The following is a 19,462-nucleotide window of genomic DNA, read 5'->3' as shown; positions in this document are numbered from 1 at the left end:
GTTACAACAAACTTTATTGTTTGAGGATATATTTTGGGTTGGTATAAAGGAGTTATGCACAAGCGGAGAAAAGACAACGACACAGCAAATTGACAATGAAAATGGAATAATAAACTTGAAATGAAAAACGAAACTGACAGACAAATAATCCGACACCCATTGCCGACCCGAATGTGTTTTAATTTTTTTTACCCACCGCACAAAAAATTTGAAATTCTGCCGACCCACATTGCACACATTGCCAAAGCCCCACAGCTTGTCCCGATTCATCGGGAAGCCAACACACAAACCAAAGCTTTGCCAAAGAGCTTGCAAGCCAGATCAACAAAGAGATGTTCAAAACTTTTATCCCTCGACTTTCAATTGAGTTTTTTAACTAGTTTTATTTACCCCAGTTCGGCCCAGGGTTACCGGCCTAAGGTAGGATGCACCTGAGCCAGTCTGTCACCAGCAGGCTCTACCAGCGACCATTGCCTGCAAAAGCAAAAAGAGTTAACTTCGTAAATTTGTTACAGCTTGTCCCGCAAATAGCGGGAGCCTACCAAGATATATTCGGCTGCGGCGCGCCGCAGCCGAACGGGGATTGTTAGCAATGCTAAGCTAGTTGATGTGGTTAGCGTATCCCTTAAAGCAAAACTATTATTAATTTGGTTTTCAATATCCTTACTAGTATTTTACCATAAAACAACAAAAGATGGAGAGACCCAAAGTAGGAGTTGGAGTGATTATCGAGAACAAGGAGGGTCAAATCCTTGTGGGGAAACGCAAAGGGAGTCACTCCCCATTGTATTCAATTCCTGGTGGACACCTTGAGCTAGGAGAAACATTTGAGGAGGCTGCTACTAAGGAGATATTTGAAGAGACTGGCCTTCAAATATTCTCGCCCAGCGTAATTGCAATTACAAACAATCTCAGGACATACCGTAATGAGAAAGTGCATTATGTTTCAATTATTTTATATGCTAATCAGTTTCAAGGAACACCAACGATAATGGAAAAGGACAAGTGTGAGTTGTGGATATGGGTCGAACCCCTAAAAGTACCAAAGCCCCATTTCGATGCCAGCGAATTTGCTGTTGAGTGCTTTTTGAAAAAGAGATTTTATATTCCTAATCAACAATAGCCAGAGAGGGTAATTGGTAGTACTAGCAAGGTGGAGTGTTCGATTGCTGCTACGCCAAAGCGTGTTTACCCCAGCTACAAACCTGTTTAGCATCACCTTTAAAATTGTTGATTGACCAACACAGCAGTTCGTTATGGAAAATGTAATAGCCAAAATTCGAATCGACCTCAAAAACAGTGTTGATGAAAAAACTAGGGTCACCAGCCAAAAGTTCTTTAAAGAGAAGATTAGCTACTATGGAGTTAAGGTGCCCACCGTAAACCGGATTAGTAAAGAGCACTTTAAGCATATTGCCTCAAAATCAAAGATGGAGATATTTGCGCTTTGCGATGTTTTATGGCAATCGGGAATGCTTGAGGAATCGTTTATTGCGTGCAATTGGTCGTACAATATTCGTAGAAATTACGAACCCGTCGACTTTTCTGTATTCGAGAAATGGATAAATAAGCATGTAAACAACTGGGCATCATGCGACACGTTGTGTAACCATACGGTAGGCGAATTTATCGAGATGTATCCCGATTATTTGGCCAAATTACAAGACTTTGCTCGATCGGAAAACAGATGGATGCGCCGAGCAGCGGCCGTGAGCCTGATTATACCAGCCCGAAAGGGTAAATTTTTAAACGAAATCCTAGGTATTGCCGATATTTTACTGTTAGATAAGGATGATTTGGTGCAAAAAGGGTATGGCTGGATGCTTAAAGCCGCAAGTGAAGCAAACCAGCAGGCGATTTTTGAGTACGTGGTTAGGAATAAATCAATCATGCCCCGCACGGCATTACGCTATGCCATCGAAAAGATGCCAAAGGAATTGCGGAGCCGTGCTATGGAGAGGTAAGGTTGGCATACCTTTGGAATGCAATTAAGGCATTGATATATAGCCTAATGGTATAGATTAATAAAAATATATTTTGAAATTGTGAACAGCCTTTTTATTATCTTGCAAATAGCTTATTAACCAACAGTAATCTTATTTATAATGGACACCCCCTTGCTACCGCGCGTGTCCTCACGCGTGGTAACGGAGCTAAATTTTTTGCTATTGCAAAAACCACACGACAGGAGTCGTGCGGCAGCCTCCCCCCGTTCGGCGGCGGTTGCACAGCCGTCGTGCTATCCTTGCAAACTTAGCCTACTCGTAACAAGTACTACCGAGGCAAAGATTTTGCTATCGCAAAGGCTACACAACGGGAGTTGTGCGACTTTTTTTTATTGGTAGCATAACGCACAAAAACGGGTTCTGGGCTTTAGCCTGCCTGGCAAACAGGCCCAATAAGGGAGTAGTTTATTTGGCTAAAGCCAAGTTAACGCCTTATTCTCATCCACGGGCTGAAGCCCGTGGTAATTTACAACCAATATTTTAGGTAAAATTTAAACAGTTTTTTAGCATCTTGCAAATAGCTTATTAACCAACAGTAATCTTACTTATAATGGACACCCACATTCTTATCGTTTCCGTTTTGCTAGTGGCCTTAGGGTTTTTGGTAAAGGCTTTCCCTATGCTTATTGCCGGATATAACACCATGAGCTCCAAGGAGCGTGCTCAGGTCGATATAAAGGGCTTGTCGAGCCTAATGCGAAATGCCCTAGTAACTATGGGCGTTGCCATTTTACTTGGCACGTATCTATTCGAGCGGTTGGGTATGTCGATGGTGGCCAATGCAGTATACCCCCTAACCATTTTTGGTGGGGCTATAATAATGGTGCTCTTGGCCCAACGGTATAATCATAATCACTCAACCACAAAGCTAACAGGAATCAGGGTTGCACGTTGGGTTGTATCGGGTATAATGGCTGTAACTTTTGCAGTGATTATTGTGCTGGGAATCATGCCCCACAAGGCGAGCATTAATCCTCACTATATGGAGATAAAGGGGATGTATGGTGTTAAACTTTACTATGAAGGGATGCAGGCAGTAGAGCTTGCTGATAACTTACCTACGATTACGAAGCGGACTAATGGGTTTAGCCTGGGAGGCATAAATAAGGGGCATTTTAAGCTCGATGGGGTTGGCGAGAGCCGCCTTTACCTTCGGTCGTTAAATCCGCCTTTTATACAGATTACCGACCATATGAACCGTAAGGTTATTCTTAACTTTAAGAGCAGTGATGAAACTACCCGTGTTTACAACCAGCTAACCGGTGCCCTAGAAAAACAAAACCGCCCCTAGAGGCGGTTTTTGGATATTTAAAAAGATGTATGCATTTACTTAATTTTCTCCTCAAAGGCCTTAACCGCTGCTTGCAAATCGGTTTTTAGCTCGCTAAAAACATCTTTAACTGTCGATATTTTATCGGCCAAGTATGCATTGGCACCAGCAAACGCGTAACCACTTTTCATGTTCCCCTTGTAGGCGTTGTATAGTGCAGTTATAATACAGTAGGGGCTGCTCGATACATCGCAGGTTCTAATGCACTGGAAAGGGCATTTAATTGGGCGCTTAAGCCCATCGCGCACTTTATCAATAAAACTATTCCTTACGGCACGGCCGGGCATCCCAACAGGGCTTTGAATAATTTCTATATCGCTGGCTGTGGCATTAACGTAGGCCATCTTAAATTTTTCCGATGCATCGCACTCCTGTGTGGTAACAAAGCGGGTTCCCAGCTGCACACCACGAGCACCACGCTGCATAATGTTGAAGATATCCTGACCGTTGTATATTCCTCCGGCAGCTATAACAGATATCTCTTGTCCGTAGGTTTGCTCAAAAACACTCACCTCGCGCACAACGTCGGTTACCAGCTCCTCAAGCGAAAATTTTTGGTCGTCGAGCTGATTGCCTTTAAATCCTAAGTGACCACCAGCCTTTGGCCCTTCAACCACAATGGCATCGGGGAGGTAGTTGTATAGCGATTTCCATTTCTCGCAGATAATCTTTGCTGCTCTACCCGACGATACGATGGGTACCAGCTTGGTGATGCTGTCGGCTTGCAAAAATTTTGGTAGATCGAGAGGTAGTCCTGCGCCAGAGAATATGATATCGGCCTTTTCGGATATTGCCGTCTTCACCAAATCGGCAAAGTTCGACATGGCCACCATGATGTTAACCCCAATAATTCCTTTGGTCTTTTCCTTGGCTAGTCTAATTTCTGTTTTTAGCCCTTCAATATTTGCCTGAATAAAATCGAGTGCCGGATTTCTGTGCACAAGGCTTAGCCCAGCTGCAGAAATAACGCCTACGCCGCCCTCGTTGGCTACCGCCGCTGCAAGACCCGATAGGGATATTCCTACACCCATTCCACCCTGAATAATCGGCACGGGAATGGTTATGCCGCCAATTTTAAGTTCTCTCATCGAATTATATTGTAAATTGTATTGCTGCAAAAGTAGGTAAACATTTGTTTAAAATATTGCTTTTCGTCATAATTAAGGTTAACCCGTTTAAAATTGTTTGGTTCTGCGTAATTACATTTTTGCTATATTTGTATGTAACCATTTAGTGTAGAGGCTAATGATTAACCTTGTTTGCCATGACAGCCAGCAACGATAAGGATTACAGGGTTTGCCCCGAGTGCGGCGACAGGATTATTGGTCGTTCCGATAAGAAGTTCTGCTCCGATCAGTGCCGTAATACCTATAACAATAAGTTGAATAGCGATGCAACCAATACGGTTCGCAATATCAATAATATTCTTAGGAAGAATAGGCGAGTGCTTGAGGAGCTAAATAAGCAATCGGGGAAAACGATGGTAACCCGCGAAACGCTTCTAACCAATGGCTTTAACTTTACTTACCATACCCATACCTACACAACTCAAAAAGGTTTTACCTACTACTTTTGCTACGAGCAGGGCTATCTTTTTCTAGAGGATAAAAACCTTTATCTGCTGGTTGCCAATAAGGACAAGGAAAACTAATCCAACTCTTGGAATCCTGCAATATCGCTTACCCGCATTGGGCGACCATTACGAACACCTACACCTGTTACCTTCGCCTTCACCACGGGTTTCATATCGGGTAGCCTCACAATTTCTTGGTCAAATATTACCCTTAGGTGTCCTTCCCTGCGCATCGAGGAGGTAATTTGAAACCTGTCGCCGCTGGTTAGCGATTGTTTGTAATCAATCTCAATACGGTGTACCACAAGGTCAACACCTTCGGTGTGCAGCTTGGCAAAATCGATATTGCGCTCTAGCAAGTAAGTGTGGCGAGCATGCTCAAGGTAGTTGAGGTAAACGGCATTGTTCACTATGCCCTGCAGGTCGCACTCGTAATCGCGAACGGTTAGCTCTAATTGATGTTTTGGGATCATTTGGATTGATTGGTTGACCCTGCCTGACTATCGTCAGCAGGCAGGTTGAATGAATGATTGATTGATTGGTTGGTTGATTGCCTGCCTGCCTGCCCGACTACTGTGGTCAGGCGGGACGTCAGCAAATAGGTTGTATGATTGGGGTGTGGGTTGACACTTTTCTTCCACTGTCTTCCTTCCTCCCTCTTCTGTCACCTGTCTTCTGTCTTCCCTCTCCTGTCTCCTGTCTTCCCTCGTTATCCTGCCAAAGTGCGGCAGTCTCACGAGGCAGGCGTCTTCTGTCTTCCCTCTTCTAACTTCTACATTTATCACTTTACATTTTACATTCCCTACCCGCTCCTATACCGTTTGAAAATTATGTTATATGCTGCCACAAAAAGGTACTTGATGTCGGTCCATAATGGGTGTTTTGCATAGGCATCGAGGTACTTATTCTCCGAAGCCATAATCTCATCGAGGGTTTTGGGATTATCCACGTAAAATGGAGGGACCAGCCCTGGCCTATACTTAATCCTTTTCTCCTGTAAATCTTTTGTGTATAGGCTAAAGTAGTGGCGGCTAAGTGGACGTACCCCCACAACTTTTAAATCCCCTTTAAATAGGTTTATAAGCGAGGGAAGCTCATCAATCCATAACCTTCGCATTATTCTACCAACGGTTGATATTCTGAAATCGTCTTTAAATTTCCCTCCATCCTGTAGGTCGTGCTTTTGGTAAACATATTCCTGCAGATACTCGGCATAGGGGTGCATGGTTCGCATCTTGTAAATCTTAATCTCTTTTCCACTCTTACCTACCCTGCGGAGCTTAATTAGTGGGCCGTAGGTTGCCTCCATGTCGTAGGCTGGCGACTTAACTTTTCGGCATATTACGTATAGATGGTTTCCAATAAACTCTTCGTTTAGCACCTCAAATCCGCAGGAGTAGAGCCTACCCAGAAGTTCCGCTCTTGATAGCACACGATTCTCCCCCCGGGTTAGAAAAAAGTATATCCCCTTGGTAAGGTTAAACTTGGGCATTACCCTTTTGATGATGAAATCGAAGGTGTAGTAGATGTAGTTGAATACTGGGGGATACTTCCTTAGAATTCTTCGCTTACGCAAGTCCTTGGTTTCGGCCATGCAAACGTAGACCCCGCCTTTGGGGAGCTTGTCGTTAACCGACTCGAAAAACTTATTTATCCACCGAATATCGTTTACACGCTTAAGGTTTACAATGGTGTTGAAAAAGTGGGCGGGTTGATTATCAATATTGAACCTTGTTGTAGTAGAGACAATCAGGGTCGATTCGACATTTAGATTAATGGCTCGGCTGATGTATGCGTAAACATCCAAACCCAGCTCATCGACAATGGTACGCCGGATGGCTTTTTTACGAGCAAAATCAACCTTAGCACCGGTATCTTCTATCTGAACAATTGGTGGGTGAGTTATATGCATTCGCCTATTGGAAAGAGGCATTTCCCTTATCTCATGGCTTTGCTTAATAAGAAACCAAATGCCATAGGCAAAAACCTCAAGCAGAGTGGCAAAGCCAATGGTGCCCAGCACAATTATTCTTGAAAAGGAGTAGCTGTAAAAGAAAAACATTATGGTAGTAACAACGGCCAGCGTTACCAAGTTGCTAATTATTATGCGCTTAAATACAGGCGAAAAGTCTTTGCCAGCCAATACAAACTTTCCAATTACAATGGAGGAGATCCCCCAGGCAAACACAAAGATTATTAGCGGGATTGAGTAGCCCTCGATGTAGTACTCCAGGTCGTTTGGCTTAAAAGCAATGCTCAAGCAGAATCCAGCAAAGAAGAGGATAAGGTCAATAAGCAGCAGAAAAAATCGTTTGAGCATTTCGTTGTCTTGTAAAAGATACGCTAAGTTAAACGTTTTGTACTGGAAGAGCAAAAATAGTTTGTCAACTAGCCGCTATTTTGGCTTGTTTGCACTAGCCAACTGCCTGTAATTAGCTAGGGTAAGGCTTAACAGTCGGCTTTGAGGAATGCTAATAAACAGATTGTGCCTTGCCAGGTATTTAGCCAAGTACTCCTGCTCTGATTGCCCCGGGGTGGGTACAATTACTGCCGAGCGATTAAGTGCAACTAAGTCCATAATGGTACTGTACCCCGATCGGCAGATTAGCAGCTTTGCCGAGATGATGGCTTGCGCCATTTGGTCGTCGGGGAGATGCGACACAAGGGTTGCGTTGCCAACGGTTCGGGCCAAGCGTGGGCCTAGCGGCAATCCCTGAAATATTAGCACCTTAAGCTTAAGCCTGTTGGCTATGCTGATTAGTATTTGCTCAAAAATATCGCGTTGGGGTGGTGGCCCCGATACAATGCCTACAAAGTCCCACTCCGATTCTACCCTTTCCACTTCAATATCCGAAAACCTCGACTGGATTCCAATATACTCAATATTGCTGGGTAGACTACGTGGGCTCGACAGCTCACCCGAAAAACGGAAGCCTAGAGGCCTGTCAGGAACCCAGCACTCGGTGTACTTCTCGGCATACCGTTTAACGTACCACCTACCAAGGAACTCTGCCCATTTAAAGGGTGCAGGGAAAAGTATTTTTAGCTGATGCGTAATAAGTACCGATTGTTCTGTAGCACCCCACAATCCATAGCGGTTATCCGATATCACAATATCGATCATGTACTCCTTTACAAGCTTCTTAATCTGCTTGTGTTCCCTGTAGGTCAACAGGAAGAAACGAATGGCAATTTGAAAAAGCCTTACAATTTTAAGGCGACGACGCGAAAGCTTGATGTTTATCGAAGGGAAGTGAATATACTCCAGCTCAGGAAAGCGAACGCGGAGCAACTCGTTGGATGGCAGGTCGGCTGCAATCACAACGGAGCATCCTCGCTCAGTGAGGTCGGAAATAATTGGAATTAAACGCGTGGCGTGTCCAAGCCCCCATCCCAGGGGGCTTATTAAAACTCGCTCATTCCCATTAATCTTTAACATATTATCCCGAAACTTGTACTGGTATACCTAAATCCCTTGCCTTTTTTGCAATTGCCTCTAGCTCATCAATAGGAACCTTGCTAAGCGTATCGGCTGGCGTATCGCGCGCAATGGTGTAAATCATAATCTCCTTTGGCATAAGCCTTTTTACCGCCGATAGCCACTTGTCGACCTCCGCATCGGTGGTGTTATTTACCTCCCGACCCTTGTGGCTCCCCCTTACAAACATGGTTTGCAAAATAAAATTACCATCAAATTGCTCTAGGTGTTTAATTACCTCCTCGGCTGTGGTGTGCCTATGAGGCTGATTGAGCAGCTGGATGGTCTCGTCGAAACCTGAGTCTAATTTAAGGATATTTTGATCAATTTTCAAGAGCGATTTAACAATGCTGGGCTTATGCAGCATGGTAGAGTTCGATAGAACAGCAATGCGTGCGCTGGGAAAATACTTGTTCCTAAGCTCAATGGTGTCGTCAATAACCCCCTCGAAGTTGGGATGTAGCGTGGGCTCGCCATTGCCTGCAAAGGTTATAACATCCAACTCTTCGCCCTTGGCCTTCATGCTCTCGAAGCGCTCAACCATTTTGTCTCTAACAAGCTCTCGGGTTGGTAATTTTTCGGTTTGGTTGCCCTGCGTCCAGCCACACTCGCAGTAAATACAGTCGAAGCTACAAACCTTTGTGGTGGTGGGTAGTAGGTTTACGCCCAGCGAAACCCCAAGCCTACGACTACGCACCGGGCCAAAAATAATCTCATCAAAAAGAAATGTTGCCATATGGTTATTCAAAAATATGTACAAAGGTAAAAATTAAAGATTTTGCCCTAAGCAAATGCAATGTTGTTAACAATAGTTTAACAACATAATTCATGTGGTAAGGTTCTGGGCTAGGCTAGTTTTATAACCCGACTGTGGGGGAGAAGTTGATTGTTTGCAAAATCGAACGGCGATATTAGGTTTAACCCCGGCGACTTGCCCAGCTCAATAGTGCCCAGCCTACGATCCTGCCCAATAGCCTTTGCACCATTAATGGTAGCCCAGTTGAGCAGCTGAGTAAACGGAATGCCTGGGAACGCTTGGGTAATAATCTTCATCTGATCGAGTATTGATAGCGAGGGGGAAGATGCCAAGCTGTCGGTGCCCAAGGCTATGGGAACGCCACTGCTCATAAGCATAGGAATGTCGGGTAGCGAGTTCTCTATATAGATATTTGATGCGGGACACAGAACTAAGTAGGCATTGGGGAAGTGTTGCGCCAGCTCGTTTGCCTGTTGCCGCCTAAGGTATGTATTGTGTACAAGCAGGGTATTCGCTTGGCGGGGGAGATACCTTTTCACAATCTCTAACGGATTTTCTTTTGGAGCATCATGGGTTGATAAACCCCAGCTAGCGTAGTTCTCGGTTAATCCTCCTGCTCTTTGCACCGTAAATTGCTCCTCGTTGGGACTTTCGGCAAAATGGATTGATACAATAGCATTGGTAGCAATCTCGTTGCTAAGCATCTCTAGTAGGGGAGTCGAAAGGGTGTAAACCGAGTGGGGTGTAAGGTGGTTGTTGGCGCCAAGGGTTTCGTCTGCAATTAGCTTTGTTGCCCTTGCCTTATCTATGATCCACTGTGCCTTATCGCCCTCAATCCCCACCACCTCGATTAGGTTGACAAAGTGAATTCTAGCGTTTTGCTTAGCCAAAAAGCTGTCGGTTGTATTGCAAATATCAGCAACGGCAACCGTTCCACTTTTTATGATGCTATTCATTGCGTCTGCTAAATCTGCATCGTTAACTGTTTCGCCGGTTAGCCTGTGATGGCGGATTTGGTTAACAAACCCCGCCAGTCCAAGATTTTTGCTTATCCTGTTCCTAAGGTGCGATAGTTCTAGATGGCAGTGGCAGTTCACAAAGCCAGGTACAATAATACCGTTGCGGAACTCGGTGTGGGCGTACTCCTTCTCCTTGCCCTTGTGGTCAATAATCTCCTTAATGATGCCGCTATCATCAATTCCTACAACACCATTCCTGATGGGCTCCCCAGCATTAGTGTAGATATAGTTTGCCGATACCCGACGCATGCTCTACTCCTCTAATTTCTGCGGTACAAGTTCCAGCTTGGATATATCGTACCCAAGAGATTGGGCCTTTGCGACGATGGATTTATACAGCCCATCATCCATCTGGGGCGAACGGCTTAGTATCCAAAGGTAGTTGGGCGAGCTGCTACCCACAAGCGCCCATTGGTAATCTTTGTCCAGATCGAGAATTAGGTAGTCGGCGCCAAATGGCCAAAAGAAGTAAACCTTAAGTCTTCCCGGTTCGTTTGGATTAGGGGTTTTGGCAAAGGCTTTAGCACTTTTTACCTTCCCATCAAGGGTGTTTTTGTACCCCTGGTTTAGCACCCGGATGTTGCCGTTCTTTTTGAGCGAATAGGTTGCCGTTACTCCCACTAAATCTCGCTCAAACGAGTGGGGGAAGCGGGCAATCTCGTACCACACGCCCAAAAACTTCTCCAGCTCCACGTCGCTAACTGTTTTCAGCTCGTTAGTGTTTTGTGCCATAGCGTTAAATGATATTGCTACAAAGGTAGCAACATACATAAGGATAACTCTGATCATAACGTATTCACTTTTGCTAGCTAAGTAGCAGAATTGATGCAGAAACCGAAATCCAGCCTAAAATAAACCCGGTGTAAACCTGAGATGGTTTGTGCGTGCTAAGAACAAGCCTTGCCCAGGCAACTAAACCAGCAACCACCACAGCAGCAATAAAATACCAGGTTACATCAAAATAAAAGCGAGTAGATAGGGCAAAGAATAACCCTACCAAACCTCCAATACCCATCATGTGAAGGCTAATTTTCCACCATATGGAAACCATAAGTGCAATGGCAAGAGTAACCGATGCCCCAAGCATAAAAAGTGATACCTCATTAAGTATGGGGAGCCGCTTGAGGAAGTAAAATGAAAATATGTATGGAACAAGTGTAAAAGCAAGGGGGATAATCCTTTCTCTATGCTCATGCATTTGTATGCTCTTAATAATTCCCATCCTGTTGAATAGGGGTATAATAAGCATTGGAAGTGCAAGCGTGTTAATGGCAACAATAATGAGAATAATTCGCTTGGCATCGTAGGGTAAAACCAGCATGCTGTTATTGCCAATAAAGATGGCCAGCAGGCCATAGGTTGGCATCAGCATAGGGTGCAGCAATACCGAAATGGTTTGGGCAAAAAATCTCGATATTTTAAAAGATGTTGACATTAATTGTAAGTGGACTCGTAATTACTATAGTTCCTTTCTTAGCCGAGCCACGGGTATGCCAAGCTGCTCACGATATTTGGCCACAGTTCTGCGGGCAATGGGATATCCTTTTTCCTTAAGGATATCCATTAGCTTCTCGTCTGTAAGCGGTTTACGCTTATCCTCTGCCCCCACGCAATCCTGTAATATTTTTTTAATCTCCTTGGTAGACACCTCCTCGCCCGAATCGGTTTGCATACCCTCGCTAAAGAAGTGTTTTAGTGAGTATATTCCGAAGTTGGTCTGGATGTACTTGCTGTTGGCCACCCGCGATATGGTTGAAATATCAAGCCCGGTAGCCTCCGCAATATCTTTCAAAATCATCGGCTTAAGCTTGGTGTCGTCGCCTGTTTTAAAGAACTCCGTTTGGTACTCGATGATGGCCTGCATGGTGAATAGCAGGGTGTTCTGCCTTTGCCTAATGGCGTCGATAAACCACTTGGCCGAATCGATCTTTTGTTTCACAAAAGCAACCGCCTCTTTCTCCTGTTTTGATGCATTGTTTCGGTTGGCAGCGTACGATTCGAGCATATGCGAGTACTCCCTGTTAATTTTGAGGTCGGGTACATTTTTAGCGTTAAGGCTAAGAATAAGCTCACCATCCACCAGGTCGAGTATAAAATCGGGAACAATATGGTACGACATGCGGTTGTGTGGATCATGAAAGCTGCCGCCGGGCTTTGGGTTAAGCTTTAGTACTTCGTCAATGGCCTCTTTCAACTGCTCGTCGCTTAAGCTTAGCTTGCTCTGTATCTTATCGTAGTGCTTGCGGGTAAACTCATCGAAATGATACTTGAGTATTTTGCGGGCAAGCGCCACCTGAGGTACGGTTTGACCCTTGCTCTGTATTTGTATTAGGAGGCACTCCTGCAGGTCGCGTGCGCCAACACCCACGGGGTCAAAATCGTGAATGATGTACAGGATCTGCTCCAGCTCATCCTCATCGGTTTCTACGCCTGCCGAAAAGGCCAAATCATCGGCAATGGCCGATAGCTTTCTGCGCAAGTAGCCGTCGTCGTCAATATTGCCAATTAGGTATAGCCCTAAATTCTTCTGGTGCTGGTCGAGGACTCTAAGCCCAAGCTGGTTCTCGAGGTGCTCATGGAACGATATTCCTGTTGAAAAGGGGATTTCTTCGCGCTTATCGTCTTTGGAGTAGTTGTTTGATGATAATCGGTACGAGGGTATCTCTTCGTCGTTCAGGTAATCCTCTAGCGTGAACTCATCATCGTTCTGGCTATCCTTTTCTTCGTTGGCACTCTCCTCCTGATACTGTTCATCTTCGTAGTTAACCCCTTCCTCAAGGGTGGGGTTTTCCTCCAACTCCTTCTTAATTCTTTGCTCAAGCTGCATGGTGGGTATCTCCAGCAGCTTTATTACTTGTATTTGCTGCGGCGATAGCTTCTGTAGTAACTTTTGTTGTAACCTTTGCTTAAGCATTTTAAAGGCGTAATGTTAGTGGTTAAAACTCACAATTATTAGGTGTACGAGGGAATGGAATTACATCTCTAATGTTGCTCATTCCGGTAACAAAGAGGAGTAACCTCTCAAATCCTAGGCCAAAACCGCTGTGGGGTGCGCTTCCAAATTTTCTGGTATCAATGTACCACCACATTTCATCCTGGGGTATATTCATCTCGGCCATACGTGTGGTTAGGGCCTCAAGGTTCTCTTCGCGTTGTGATCCTCCAATAATCTCACCAATTTTTGGGAACAGCACATCCATGGCACGCACGGTTTTACCGTCGTCGTTCTGCTTCATATAGAAAGCCTTGATATCCTTTGGGTAGTTGGTAAGGATTACTGGCTTTTTGAAATGCTTCTCCACCAAGTATCGCTCGTGCTCGCTTTGCAGGTCGGCACCCCAGAAAACAGGGAACTCCCACTTCTGATCGGCTTTTTCGAGGATATCAACAGCTTCGGTATATGTTAGGCGAACGAACTTGTTGCTGGCTACAAAGTTTAGGCGCTCTATTAGCTCCTTATCCCACATCTTGTTTAGGAATTCCAAATCGTCTTTACAGTGCTCAAGGGCGTAGCTGGTAAGATACTTTAGGAACTCCTCGGCCAAGTCCATGTTGTCCTCAATATCGTAGAATGCCATTTCGGGCTCTATCATCCAGAATTCGGCCAGGTGACGAGGTGTGTTAGAGTTCTCGGCGCGGAAGGTAGGGCCAAAGGTGTAAATCTCCGAAAGGGCTAGCGCTCCAAGTTCGCCCTCGAGCTGCCCCGATACGGTTAGGTTGGTTTCCTTGCCAAAAAAATCTTCGGTAAAGTTCACCTTGCCGTCTTCGCTGCGGGGTGGGTTTTCAATATCGAGGGTGGTAACCCTGAACATTGCCCCAGCACCCTCGGCATCGGAGGCTGTAACAATTGGGGTATGTAGATAGAAGAAGCCCTTATCGTTGTAAAACTTATGAATGGCGTAGGCCATGGCGTGGCGAATACGTAGTACAGCACCAAAGGTGTTGGTACGTGGCCTAAGGTGGGCAATCTCCCGTAGGAACTCCAAGCTGTGCCCCTTTTTCTGAAGAGGGTAGGTTGCTGCATCGGCCTTGCCGTAAATCTCAATGTTTTTTGCCTGAATTTCAACGGGCTGCTGAGCGCCGGGCGATTCAACGAGCTGCCCAACCACCATGATGCAAGCACCCGTATTTACATCCTTCAGAAAATCGTCGCCAAAGGTTGTCACATCAGCAACAACCTGTATATTATGTATGGTAGAGCCGTCGTTTAGGGCGATAAAAGCAACATTCTTGTTCCCCCTGCGAGTTCTTACCCATCCCTTTGCGGTTACCTCAGTACCAACAACGCCTCCCTTCAGTAGGTCTACAATCTTTGAACGTGATTTAAGTGTCATTTTAATAAGTTGATTATCAATACTAATTTGAGCCAGACCAAAAAATCATTTTGCAATGCACAAAAGTAACCATTTTTTGAAAAACCCAGCTCTTTTCAGTGCTTAGAACGAAGAGGAGGGTATGATTTTTGATGAGCTACGATCCGTAATAGCTGGAGAGCCTTTTGCGGAAAACCTTCTCGTTGGCCTCGTTAATAGCCTCAATCATTGCTTCAATCATTTGGTAACGGCTTTCAAACTCCTGATCCGACAGTAGGTTTTGATCCTGAAAAACTACGTAATCGATTTTGTAACCCGTTTTGTCGAGGGTCATGGCAACGGCGGCCTTGTAGTCGTCGAAAATGATAACCGATGGCAGGTTGCTAACGCTGTATAGCAGTACAGAGGAGGTAACTCGTTGCTGTATAAACTCAATTTGATCGATACCCAGATATTTTGCCCCCAGCAGCAGTCGCACCAAATCGATTTGAGCAAGTTGCATCTTTTTCCCTTCGGCACGTAGCTTATCGTAATTTCTTTGGTTAGTGCTTAGGAAAAGTTCTAAAAACTTTTCGGGAATCCCTTGCAGGTCTCTTAGATCGTTCTCGCGCTTGCGAAGTTTGTACTCCCGTTGAGCCTGCTTTTGATCGTATGGCACGTAGTACTCCCACTTGCGGGTTCGCTTGTACGATTGGGTCATGGGTTTGGGCTTCCATTTGGTTTCGGGCCTGCGCATGATTGGATCGGAGAGCCTAAGGTGGTTCGACTCCAGCGCATATACCAAACAGTTTACAAAGTGTACGTATCCACCCCCAAGCGTGCCGTGTAATGCAGACCAAAGGGTGGTTGGGCGCGTAGTGGGCTGAATGGAATCGGTGGTTTGGTGCCTTTCGCTATCGAGCTTACGGTTCTTTATGTGGTTAATAAACTCCTCATCGAGGCTAACTGGGTAGTAAGTTGCCCCTTCGGCATCGCTATTAAACGACAACTCCCCCGTGTGGTGAAGAGCTCTTACGTCCATAACGTAGTTGGTGTCGTTTGAGAGCTTCACATGTAGATTGTAATCGCGTCCCCAACGCATTTCTCTAATTGAGGGCATTTTGGTTTGGGCAAGTAGGGCAGTTGAGATAAGTAAAACCCCGAAAAGCACTAGTAACCTTTTAGTTGTCATCTTAAGGTAGTTGTTTGTTTTCGACCTTAAAGATATTAAAAAAACAGCTAAGCAGATTGGGCGTTTAGCACAAATGAGCAGATAAACTATTTTGGGTACTGTCTAAGAGTTTTTTGGGAGAAATTAATAAAACTACCTTCTGTACTTCGATAGGATTCCGTTTAAAATTTTTTGATTTAATGGTTTTGGAAGGTAATCGTCAAATCCCCCTTTCAGTTTATCCCCATGCCTTTCGGGTTCTTTATAGGCGGAGTGGGCTACAATTGGGAGGCTAGGCCGTAGCTTTTTAATTCTCTGAGTGGCCTCGTACCCATTCATTATGGGCATTCGCAGATCCATAATTACCATATCGATATTGGAATTCCTCTCGCAAATATCAACGGCTTCTTGTCCGTTAGCTGCCCTAACTACCTCTCCGTTGATACTTTTTATTATCTCCTCAATGTACATATAGTTGTACTCCTCGTCCTCGGCAACCAAAATCACCATGTTTTTATGGCTTTCACCTTGTTTAAGATCGCGATTATCTACAGCTTTAGATTTGGCATTTGGCGTGGCTTGAACAGGAATTGTTACCGATACGCTAGTACCCACATTTGGTTCAGAGTGAAGCCTTACTTCACCACCAAGTAGATTTACGTATCCCTTTGCAATGGGTAGGCCAAGCCCTGTTCCGCCATAGTTCAGCTGAATTGATGAGTCGGCTTGTACAAATCGGTCGAAAACTTTTTCGTGCATTTCGGGGGCAATACCTATACCTGTGTCGGTAATGTAGATTTTAAGCTGGTCTTCCTCCAGTGCACAGCCCATAACAACCTCGCCTTTGTGCGTGAATTTTACCGCATTGCTGGCTAAGTTCCATACAATTTGTTTAAGCTTGGGGCCATCTGTTATAACCTCAGCATCCATCAGCTGGCTATCGATATTAAGCTTAAGGGTCACGTCTTTCGATTTGGTCTGCGGTTGTAGGGCATTGAAAACCTCGTTAAAAATGGCATCAACCTGGGTGCTGTTTTTATTTACGGACTCCTGGCCAGTCTCTATATTGGAGATGCAAAGAATATCGTTAACTATTGAAAGTAGCTGGTTGCTGCTATTGATTATTATTCCTGTGTACTGTTTTTGTTTTTCGGGCGTAATGCCCTCGCGGCCAAGGAGAGTGGAGAACCCACAGATGGAGTTCATGGGGGTGCGAATTTCATGCGACACATTTTGCAGAAAAGCTGTTTTAAGCAGATCGCTTTCCTGGGCTTTATCTAACGCTTTGCGTAGCCTTACGATGTACCATCGGAGAATGAGGAAGAATAGAACTGCGGTAACCAGCACGTAGAACCAACCCTTCAGGGTTTGGTAGCGGCTTATGGTGGCAAGATCATCGGTAAATAGCAGGATCATCTTATCTGAAAACAGAATCCACAGTCCTCCAACTAACAGGTAGGCGATAATTATTTTATGCTCAAACCGAAGGGTTTTTCTCATAACCGCATGGCAAAAAGTTTGAAAAACAAGATATATAAATTAGTTGAGATGGCACTATGGCAATGTTAATTAATTAGCTGGTTTTTTATGAAATGCTTGTTTCTGAATACTAAACTATAACATTTAAAATCTGTAAATGTTTTTTTATTTGCTGAGCTACTAAAAAAGACTTATTTTTGCGACCTGAAATGTTGGCCCCATAGTTCAATGGATAGAATAGCGGTTTCCTAAACCGTAGATCCAAGTTCGATTCTTGGTGGGGCTACCAGAGGGCGCATTCAGTGCCCTTTTTTATTATGGACGATCCTTTCTACGTTTATGCAATGGTGAGCCTTAAGGGTAACCGCATCTACGTGGGCATGTCTCAGGACGTTCCACGTAGGCTTACCCAGCATAACCAGGGGCAAGTTCGATCCACCAAGCCCTACACCCCCTGGCGGCTTTTCTTTTCAGAACCCGTGGGCGATTCAGGCCAAGCAAGGACCAAAGAAAAATACTACAAGACGGCCAGTGGGAAGAGGAAGCTCCGGGCAATCCTTGCCAGCAAAGGAAACACGGCATAGCGGTTTCATCAACCATAGATCCAAGTTCCCTGCCTGCCTGCTGGAGCAGCCAGTCAGGCAGGGATTCTTGGTGGGGCTACAAAAAACCCGGCAAACAAAGTGTTTGCGGGGTTTTTACGTAAGAGTATTTTTTAGCTAAATGGGAACATTATCCACCACCGCTTCAATTACCTCCTGTATGCTGGTTGATACATTCGATAGAAAATCGAAGCCTGTTAGCTCCTCCACATCGTTGACACTAACCCTATAATCGTACCATTTATAATTGTTAACATCCTGGGTGTTGGGCATAATTACAGCAATTACCCGAGTGTTGGTGTTTATGCGCTCTAAGTCGTTGTCGCCATTGTTAAGCACCACAATTATTTTCCAAGTAGTGCTTGGCACAACAATATTGTCATTGTCAATAGTTTCGGCATATCCATTAGACCCGGTGCCGCCCTGTCCGTGTGGCCCAGCAACAATGTATAGCTCCTTTCCCGATTTTGCAAGGTTTCTGCAGTAGGTCTCAAGAGCGGCCCAAGTTATCCTGTTGTTATTAGGGGATTGTGGCATCATGTTGGTCATCAGAAAAGTTTCTGAATTGGCCGCTACCGTAGCTGTTCGATCTCCGCTTGGGCAGAGATGCCCTCTGTCGAAACCAGAATAGCGATAAGATGTTTCAGATACTCTGTACCAGCTGGATGGTAGCGAGTAGTCTGTTCTAAAATCATCCTGCCGTCCTACATCACCCAAATAGCTTGTGTTAAGATGCCAGCTTACCCAGTTTGCAGTTCGAGTTGTGTTGTTGTACGATAGGTGGAACTGATCCTTAACCATCAGGTAGTCGTTGGCATTAAGAATATCATCGGTAGCAGAGCTCGGATTTCCCAGTAGCATATGGTGATTGTCGGGTACGTTTAGAGGTTCCTCCAGAGTTGTGAAGCTAATGGTTTCGCCATAGGCAACACCCTTTGCATTTATGGCATAGGCTCTAAGGTAGTATGTTTGCTCTGGAGTAAGGTTCTCGACTACAAGTGAGAACTCTCCCAACCCTTCGCCCTTCTGTAGCTTTTCGTCGTCAATTGTTGGTTCTTCTGCTGTTGACCAGCAAAAGCCACGCTCTGTAATGTCGCCACCGCCTCCCGAAGTTGCATCACCTGCTACCGCGGCTGCATTCCAAGTTATAGAAGAAACGCTTACGGTTGATACCGTAGGCAATGCCATTGAGGTTGAGAATGTTTGAATCTCACCATATGCTGTTCCCAGCATATTGGTTCCATACGACCTAACTTGGTAGCTTGTGTTGGGCGATAGTTGGGAAATTGTACTTGCAAATTCGCCAACACCCTCACCCTCCTGGGTAAAGCCGTTGTTGTTTTCAAGTGTTGGATCGGCTGATATACTCCAGCAAAACCCACGTGCAGTAACCTGCAAACCACCATCGCTGTCGACAGCACTTTTAAGAATGGCAGTATCCTCTTCGATGTTTGTGACCTCGGTTGAGGTAAGTGTTGGATGGGTGTTTTCTTCTTCTGTACAGCTTGAGAGGGAGAAAAGAGCAGCAATAATTGCAATTGATAAGAACCTGTAAACTAAATGCTTCATAAAAAAGAATAGGTAGTAAAAAACTTATTATTAACGCCTAAAAGTAACCAAATTATTATAGAACGCAACTGGTTACACGCTAAACTATTGGGTGATTTAACACATCAACACAGATGAAATAGCCGCAAGGAGTGATTGCTGGCTTCCAATTAATAAATTTTAAAAACCAAAGAATTATGGTTCTAG

At 44.8% G+C, this 19,462-nt stretch carries 18 protein-coding genes and 1 tRNA gene; 6 read left to right on the top strand and 13 right to left on the bottom strand.

The window, feature by feature from the left end; translation table 11 throughout:
* Positions 1-694: 694 nt before the first annotated feature.
* The 3 genes from G8O23_RS04935 (at position 695) to G8O23_RS04925 (ending at position 3,297) form a co-directional block, all read left to right on the top strand.
* Positions 695-1,123, top strand: coding sequence for a nucleotide triphosphate diphosphatase NUDT15 (locus G8O23_RS04935; RefSeq protein ID WP_166362395.1), 429 nt, complete (start codon positions 695-697; stop codon positions 1,121-1,123).
* A 133-nt stretch (positions 1,124-1,256) separates the two neighbouring features.
* Positions 1,257-1,964, top strand: a complete 708-nt coding sequence (locus G8O23_RS04930) for a DNA alkylation repair protein (protein ID WP_166362393.1) — start codon at positions 1,257-1,259, stop codon at positions 1,962-1,964.
* 592 nt (positions 1,965-2,556) lie between these two features.
* Complete coding sequence (locus tag G8O23_RS04925) at positions 2,557-3,297, top strand: DUF3784 domain-containing protein (protein ID WP_166362391.1); 741 nt, start codon at positions 2,557-2,559, stop codon at positions 3,295-3,297.
* A gap of 35 nt (positions 3,298-3,332) precedes the next feature.
* Here the strand turns inward: G8O23_RS04925 and G8O23_RS04920 are convergent, their stop codons facing one another.
* Positions 3,333-4,424, bottom strand: a complete 1,092-nt coding sequence (locus G8O23_RS04920) for an NAD(P)H-dependent flavin oxidoreductase (RefSeq protein WP_166362389.1) — start codon at positions 4,422-4,424, stop codon at positions 3,333-3,335.
* 176 nt (positions 4,425-4,600) lie between these two features.
* Here G8O23_RS04920 and G8O23_RS04915 point away from each other — a divergent pair, with 176 nt between their 5' ends.
* Entirely contained in the window at positions 4,601-4,987 is a 387-nt protein-coding gene (locus G8O23_RS04915) for a hypothetical protein (RefSeq protein ID WP_166362387.1), read from the top strand.
* Here G8O23_RS04915 and G8O23_RS04910 read toward each other — a convergent pair.
* The 11 genes from G8O23_RS04910 to G8O23_RS04860 form a co-directional block, all read right to left on the bottom strand.
* Positions 4,984-5,382 carry an acyl-CoA thioesterase gene (locus tag G8O23_RS04910; protein WP_166362385.1) on the bottom strand — a complete coding sequence of 133 codons (399 nt, stop codon included), beginning with the start codon at positions 5,380-5,382 and terminating at the stop codon, positions 4,984-4,986. The genes G8O23_RS04915 and G8O23_RS04910 overlap by 4 nt on opposite strands.
* Before the next feature lie 329 nt (positions 5,383-5,711).
* The gene (locus tag G8O23_RS04905) at positions 5,712-7,229 is read right to left on the bottom strand and encodes a sugar transferase (protein WP_166362383.1); all 1,518 of its coding nucleotides are present in this window, start codon (positions 7,227-7,229) and stop codon (positions 5,712-5,714) included.
* A 75-nt stretch (positions 7,230-7,304) separates the two neighbouring features.
* On the bottom strand, positions 7,305-8,348 hold the full coding sequence (locus tag G8O23_RS04900) for a glycosyltransferase (protein WP_166362381.1): 1,044 nt from the start codon (positions 8,346-8,348) through the stop codon (positions 7,305-7,307).
* A gap of 1 nt (position 8,349) precedes the next feature.
* On the bottom strand, positions 8,350-9,123 hold the full coding sequence (locus G8O23_RS04895; RefSeq protein ID WP_166362379.1) for a radical SAM protein: 774 nt from the start codon (positions 9,121-9,123) through the stop codon (positions 8,350-8,352).
* Between the two features lie 110 nt (positions 9,124-9,233).
* The gene (locus G8O23_RS04890) at positions 9,234-10,412 is read right to left on the bottom strand and encodes an amidohydrolase family protein (protein ID WP_166362377.1); all 1,179 of its coding nucleotides are present in this window, start codon (positions 10,410-10,412) and stop codon (positions 9,234-9,236) included.
* Between the two features lie 3 nt (positions 10,413-10,415).
* Positions 10,416-10,952: a lipocalin family protein gene (locus tag G8O23_RS04885; RefSeq protein WP_235942248.1), complete on the bottom strand. Its 537-nt coding sequence runs from the start codon at positions 10,950-10,952 to the stop codon at positions 10,416-10,418.
* A gap of 16 nt (positions 10,953-10,968) precedes the next feature.
* A complete protein-coding gene (locus G8O23_RS04880; protein ID WP_166362375.1) occupies positions 10,969-11,598 on the bottom strand; it encodes a phosphatase PAP2 family protein in 630 nt (209 codons plus the stop codon).
* A gap of 24 nt (positions 11,599-11,622) precedes the next feature.
* A complete protein-coding gene (gene rpoN / locus G8O23_RS04875) occupies positions 11,623-13,077 on the bottom strand; it encodes an RNA polymerase factor sigma-54 (protein ID WP_166362373.1) in 1,455 nt (484 codons plus the stop codon).
* 22 nt (positions 13,078-13,099) lie between these two features.
* Positions 13,100-14,497: an asparagine--tRNA ligase gene (asnS, locus tag G8O23_RS04870; protein WP_166362371.1), complete on the bottom strand. Its 1,398-nt coding sequence runs from the start codon at positions 14,495-14,497 to the stop codon at positions 13,100-13,102.
* 136 nt (positions 14,498-14,633) lie between these two features.
* Positions 14,634-15,647, bottom strand: coding sequence for a hypothetical protein (locus G8O23_RS04865; protein ID WP_166362370.1), 1,014 nt, complete (start codon positions 15,645-15,647; stop codon positions 14,634-14,636).
* 132 nt (positions 15,648-15,779) lie between these two features.
* Positions 15,780-17,126: an ATP-binding response regulator gene (locus G8O23_RS04860; protein ID WP_166362368.1), complete on the bottom strand. Its 1,347-nt coding sequence runs from the start codon at positions 17,124-17,126 to the stop codon at positions 15,780-15,782.
* 193 nt (positions 17,127-17,319) lie between these two features.
* On the opposite strand from G8O23_RS04860, the gene G8O23_RS04855 reads away from it, so the two are divergent.
* Positions 17,320-17,394: transfer RNA gene (locus tag G8O23_RS04855), tRNA-Arg, on the top strand.
* A 28-nt stretch (positions 17,395-17,422) separates the two neighbouring features.
* A complete protein-coding gene (locus tag G8O23_RS04850; protein ID WP_166362366.1) occupies positions 17,423-17,689 on the top strand; it encodes a GIY-YIG nuclease family protein in 267 nt (88 codons plus the stop codon).
* A 135-nt stretch (positions 17,690-17,824) separates the two neighbouring features.
* On the opposite strand, the gene G8O23_RS04845 is transcribed toward G8O23_RS04850, so the two are convergent.
* A complete protein-coding gene (locus G8O23_RS04845; protein WP_219932415.1) occupies positions 17,825-19,276 on the bottom strand; it encodes a DNA/RNA non-specific endonuclease in 1,452 nt (483 codons plus the stop codon).
* Positions 19,277-19,462 lie beyond the last annotated feature (186 nt).

The organism is Perlabentimonas gracilis, from assembly GCF_011174675.1.
In the GTDB taxonomy this organism is placed as follows: Bacteria; Bacteroidota; Bacteroidia; order Bacteroidales; family Tenuifilaceae; genus Perlabentimonas; species Perlabentimonas gracilis.
This window is presented reverse-complemented; position numbering and strand designations above follow the sequence as displayed.

What these genes read in the sequence shown, in the direction of transcription:
- G8O23_RS04910 (WP_166362385.1), bottom strand. Translation starts at nt 5,382, where the DNA reads ATGATCCCAAAACATCAATTAGAGCTAACCGTTCGCGATTACGAGTGC.
- G8O23_RS04850 (WP_166362366.1), top strand. Translation starts at nt 17,423, where the DNA reads ATGGACGATCCTTTCTACGTTTATGCAATGGTGAGCCTTAAGGGTAAC.
- G8O23_RS04915 (WP_166362387.1), top strand. Translation starts at nt 4,601, where the DNA reads ATGACAGCCAGCAACGATAAGGATTACAGGGTTTGCCCCGAGTGCGGC.
- G8O23_RS04895 (WP_166362379.1), bottom strand. Translation starts at nt 9,123, where the DNA reads ATGGCAACATTTCTTTTTGATGAGATTATTTTTGGCCCGGTGCGTAGT.
- asnS (WP_166362371.1), bottom strand. Translation starts at nt 14,497, where the DNA reads ATGACACTTAAATCACGTTCAAAGATTGTAGACCTACTGAAGGGAGGC.
- rpoN (WP_166362373.1), bottom strand. Translation starts at nt 13,077, where the DNA reads ATGCTTAAGCAAAGGTTACAACAAAAGTTACTACAGAAGCTATCGCCG.
- G8O23_RS04860 (WP_166362368.1), bottom strand. Translation starts at nt 17,126, where the DNA reads ATGAGAAAAACCCTTCGGTTTGAGCATAAAATAATTATCGCCTACCTG.
- G8O23_RS04885 (WP_235942248.1), bottom strand. Translation starts at nt 10,952, where the DNA reads ATGATCAGAGTTATCCTTATGTATGTTGCTACCTTTGTAGCAATATCA.
- G8O23_RS04935 (WP_166362395.1), top strand. Translation starts at nt 695, where the DNA reads ATGGAGAGACCCAAAGTAGGAGTTGGAGTGATTATCGAGAACAAGGAG.
- G8O23_RS04900 (WP_166362381.1), bottom strand. Translation starts at nt 8,348, where the DNA reads ATGTTAAAGATTAATGGGAATGAGCGAGTTTTAATAAGCCCCCTGGGA.
- G8O23_RS04890 (WP_166362377.1), bottom strand. Translation starts at nt 10,412, where the DNA reads ATGCGTCGGGTATCGGCAAACTATATCTACACTAATGCTGGGGAGCCC.
- G8O23_RS04880 (WP_166362375.1), bottom strand. Translation starts at nt 11,598, where the DNA reads ATGTCAACATCTTTTAAAATATCGAGATTTTTTGCCCAAACCATTTCG.
- G8O23_RS04925 (WP_166362391.1), top strand. Translation starts at nt 2,557, where the DNA reads ATGGACACCCACATTCTTATCGTTTCCGTTTTGCTAGTGGCCTTAGGG.
- G8O23_RS04930 (WP_166362393.1), top strand. Translation starts at nt 1,257, where the DNA reads ATGGAAAATGTAATAGCCAAAATTCGAATCGACCTCAAAAACAGTGTT.
- G8O23_RS04920 (WP_166362389.1), bottom strand. Translation starts at nt 4,424, where the DNA reads ATGAGAGAACTTAAAATTGGCGGCATAACCATTCCCGTGCCGATTATT.
- G8O23_RS04845 (WP_219932415.1), bottom strand. Translation starts at nt 19,276, where the DNA reads ATGAAGCATTTAGTTTACAGGTTCTTATCAATTGCAATTATTGCTGCT.
- G8O23_RS04905 (WP_166362383.1), bottom strand. Translation starts at nt 7,229, where the DNA reads ATGCTCAAACGATTTTTTCTGCTGCTTATTGACCTTATCCTCTTCTTT.
- G8O23_RS04865 (WP_166362370.1), bottom strand. Translation starts at nt 15,647, where the DNA reads ATGACAACTAAAAGGTTACTAGTGCTTTTCGGGGTTTTACTTATCTCA.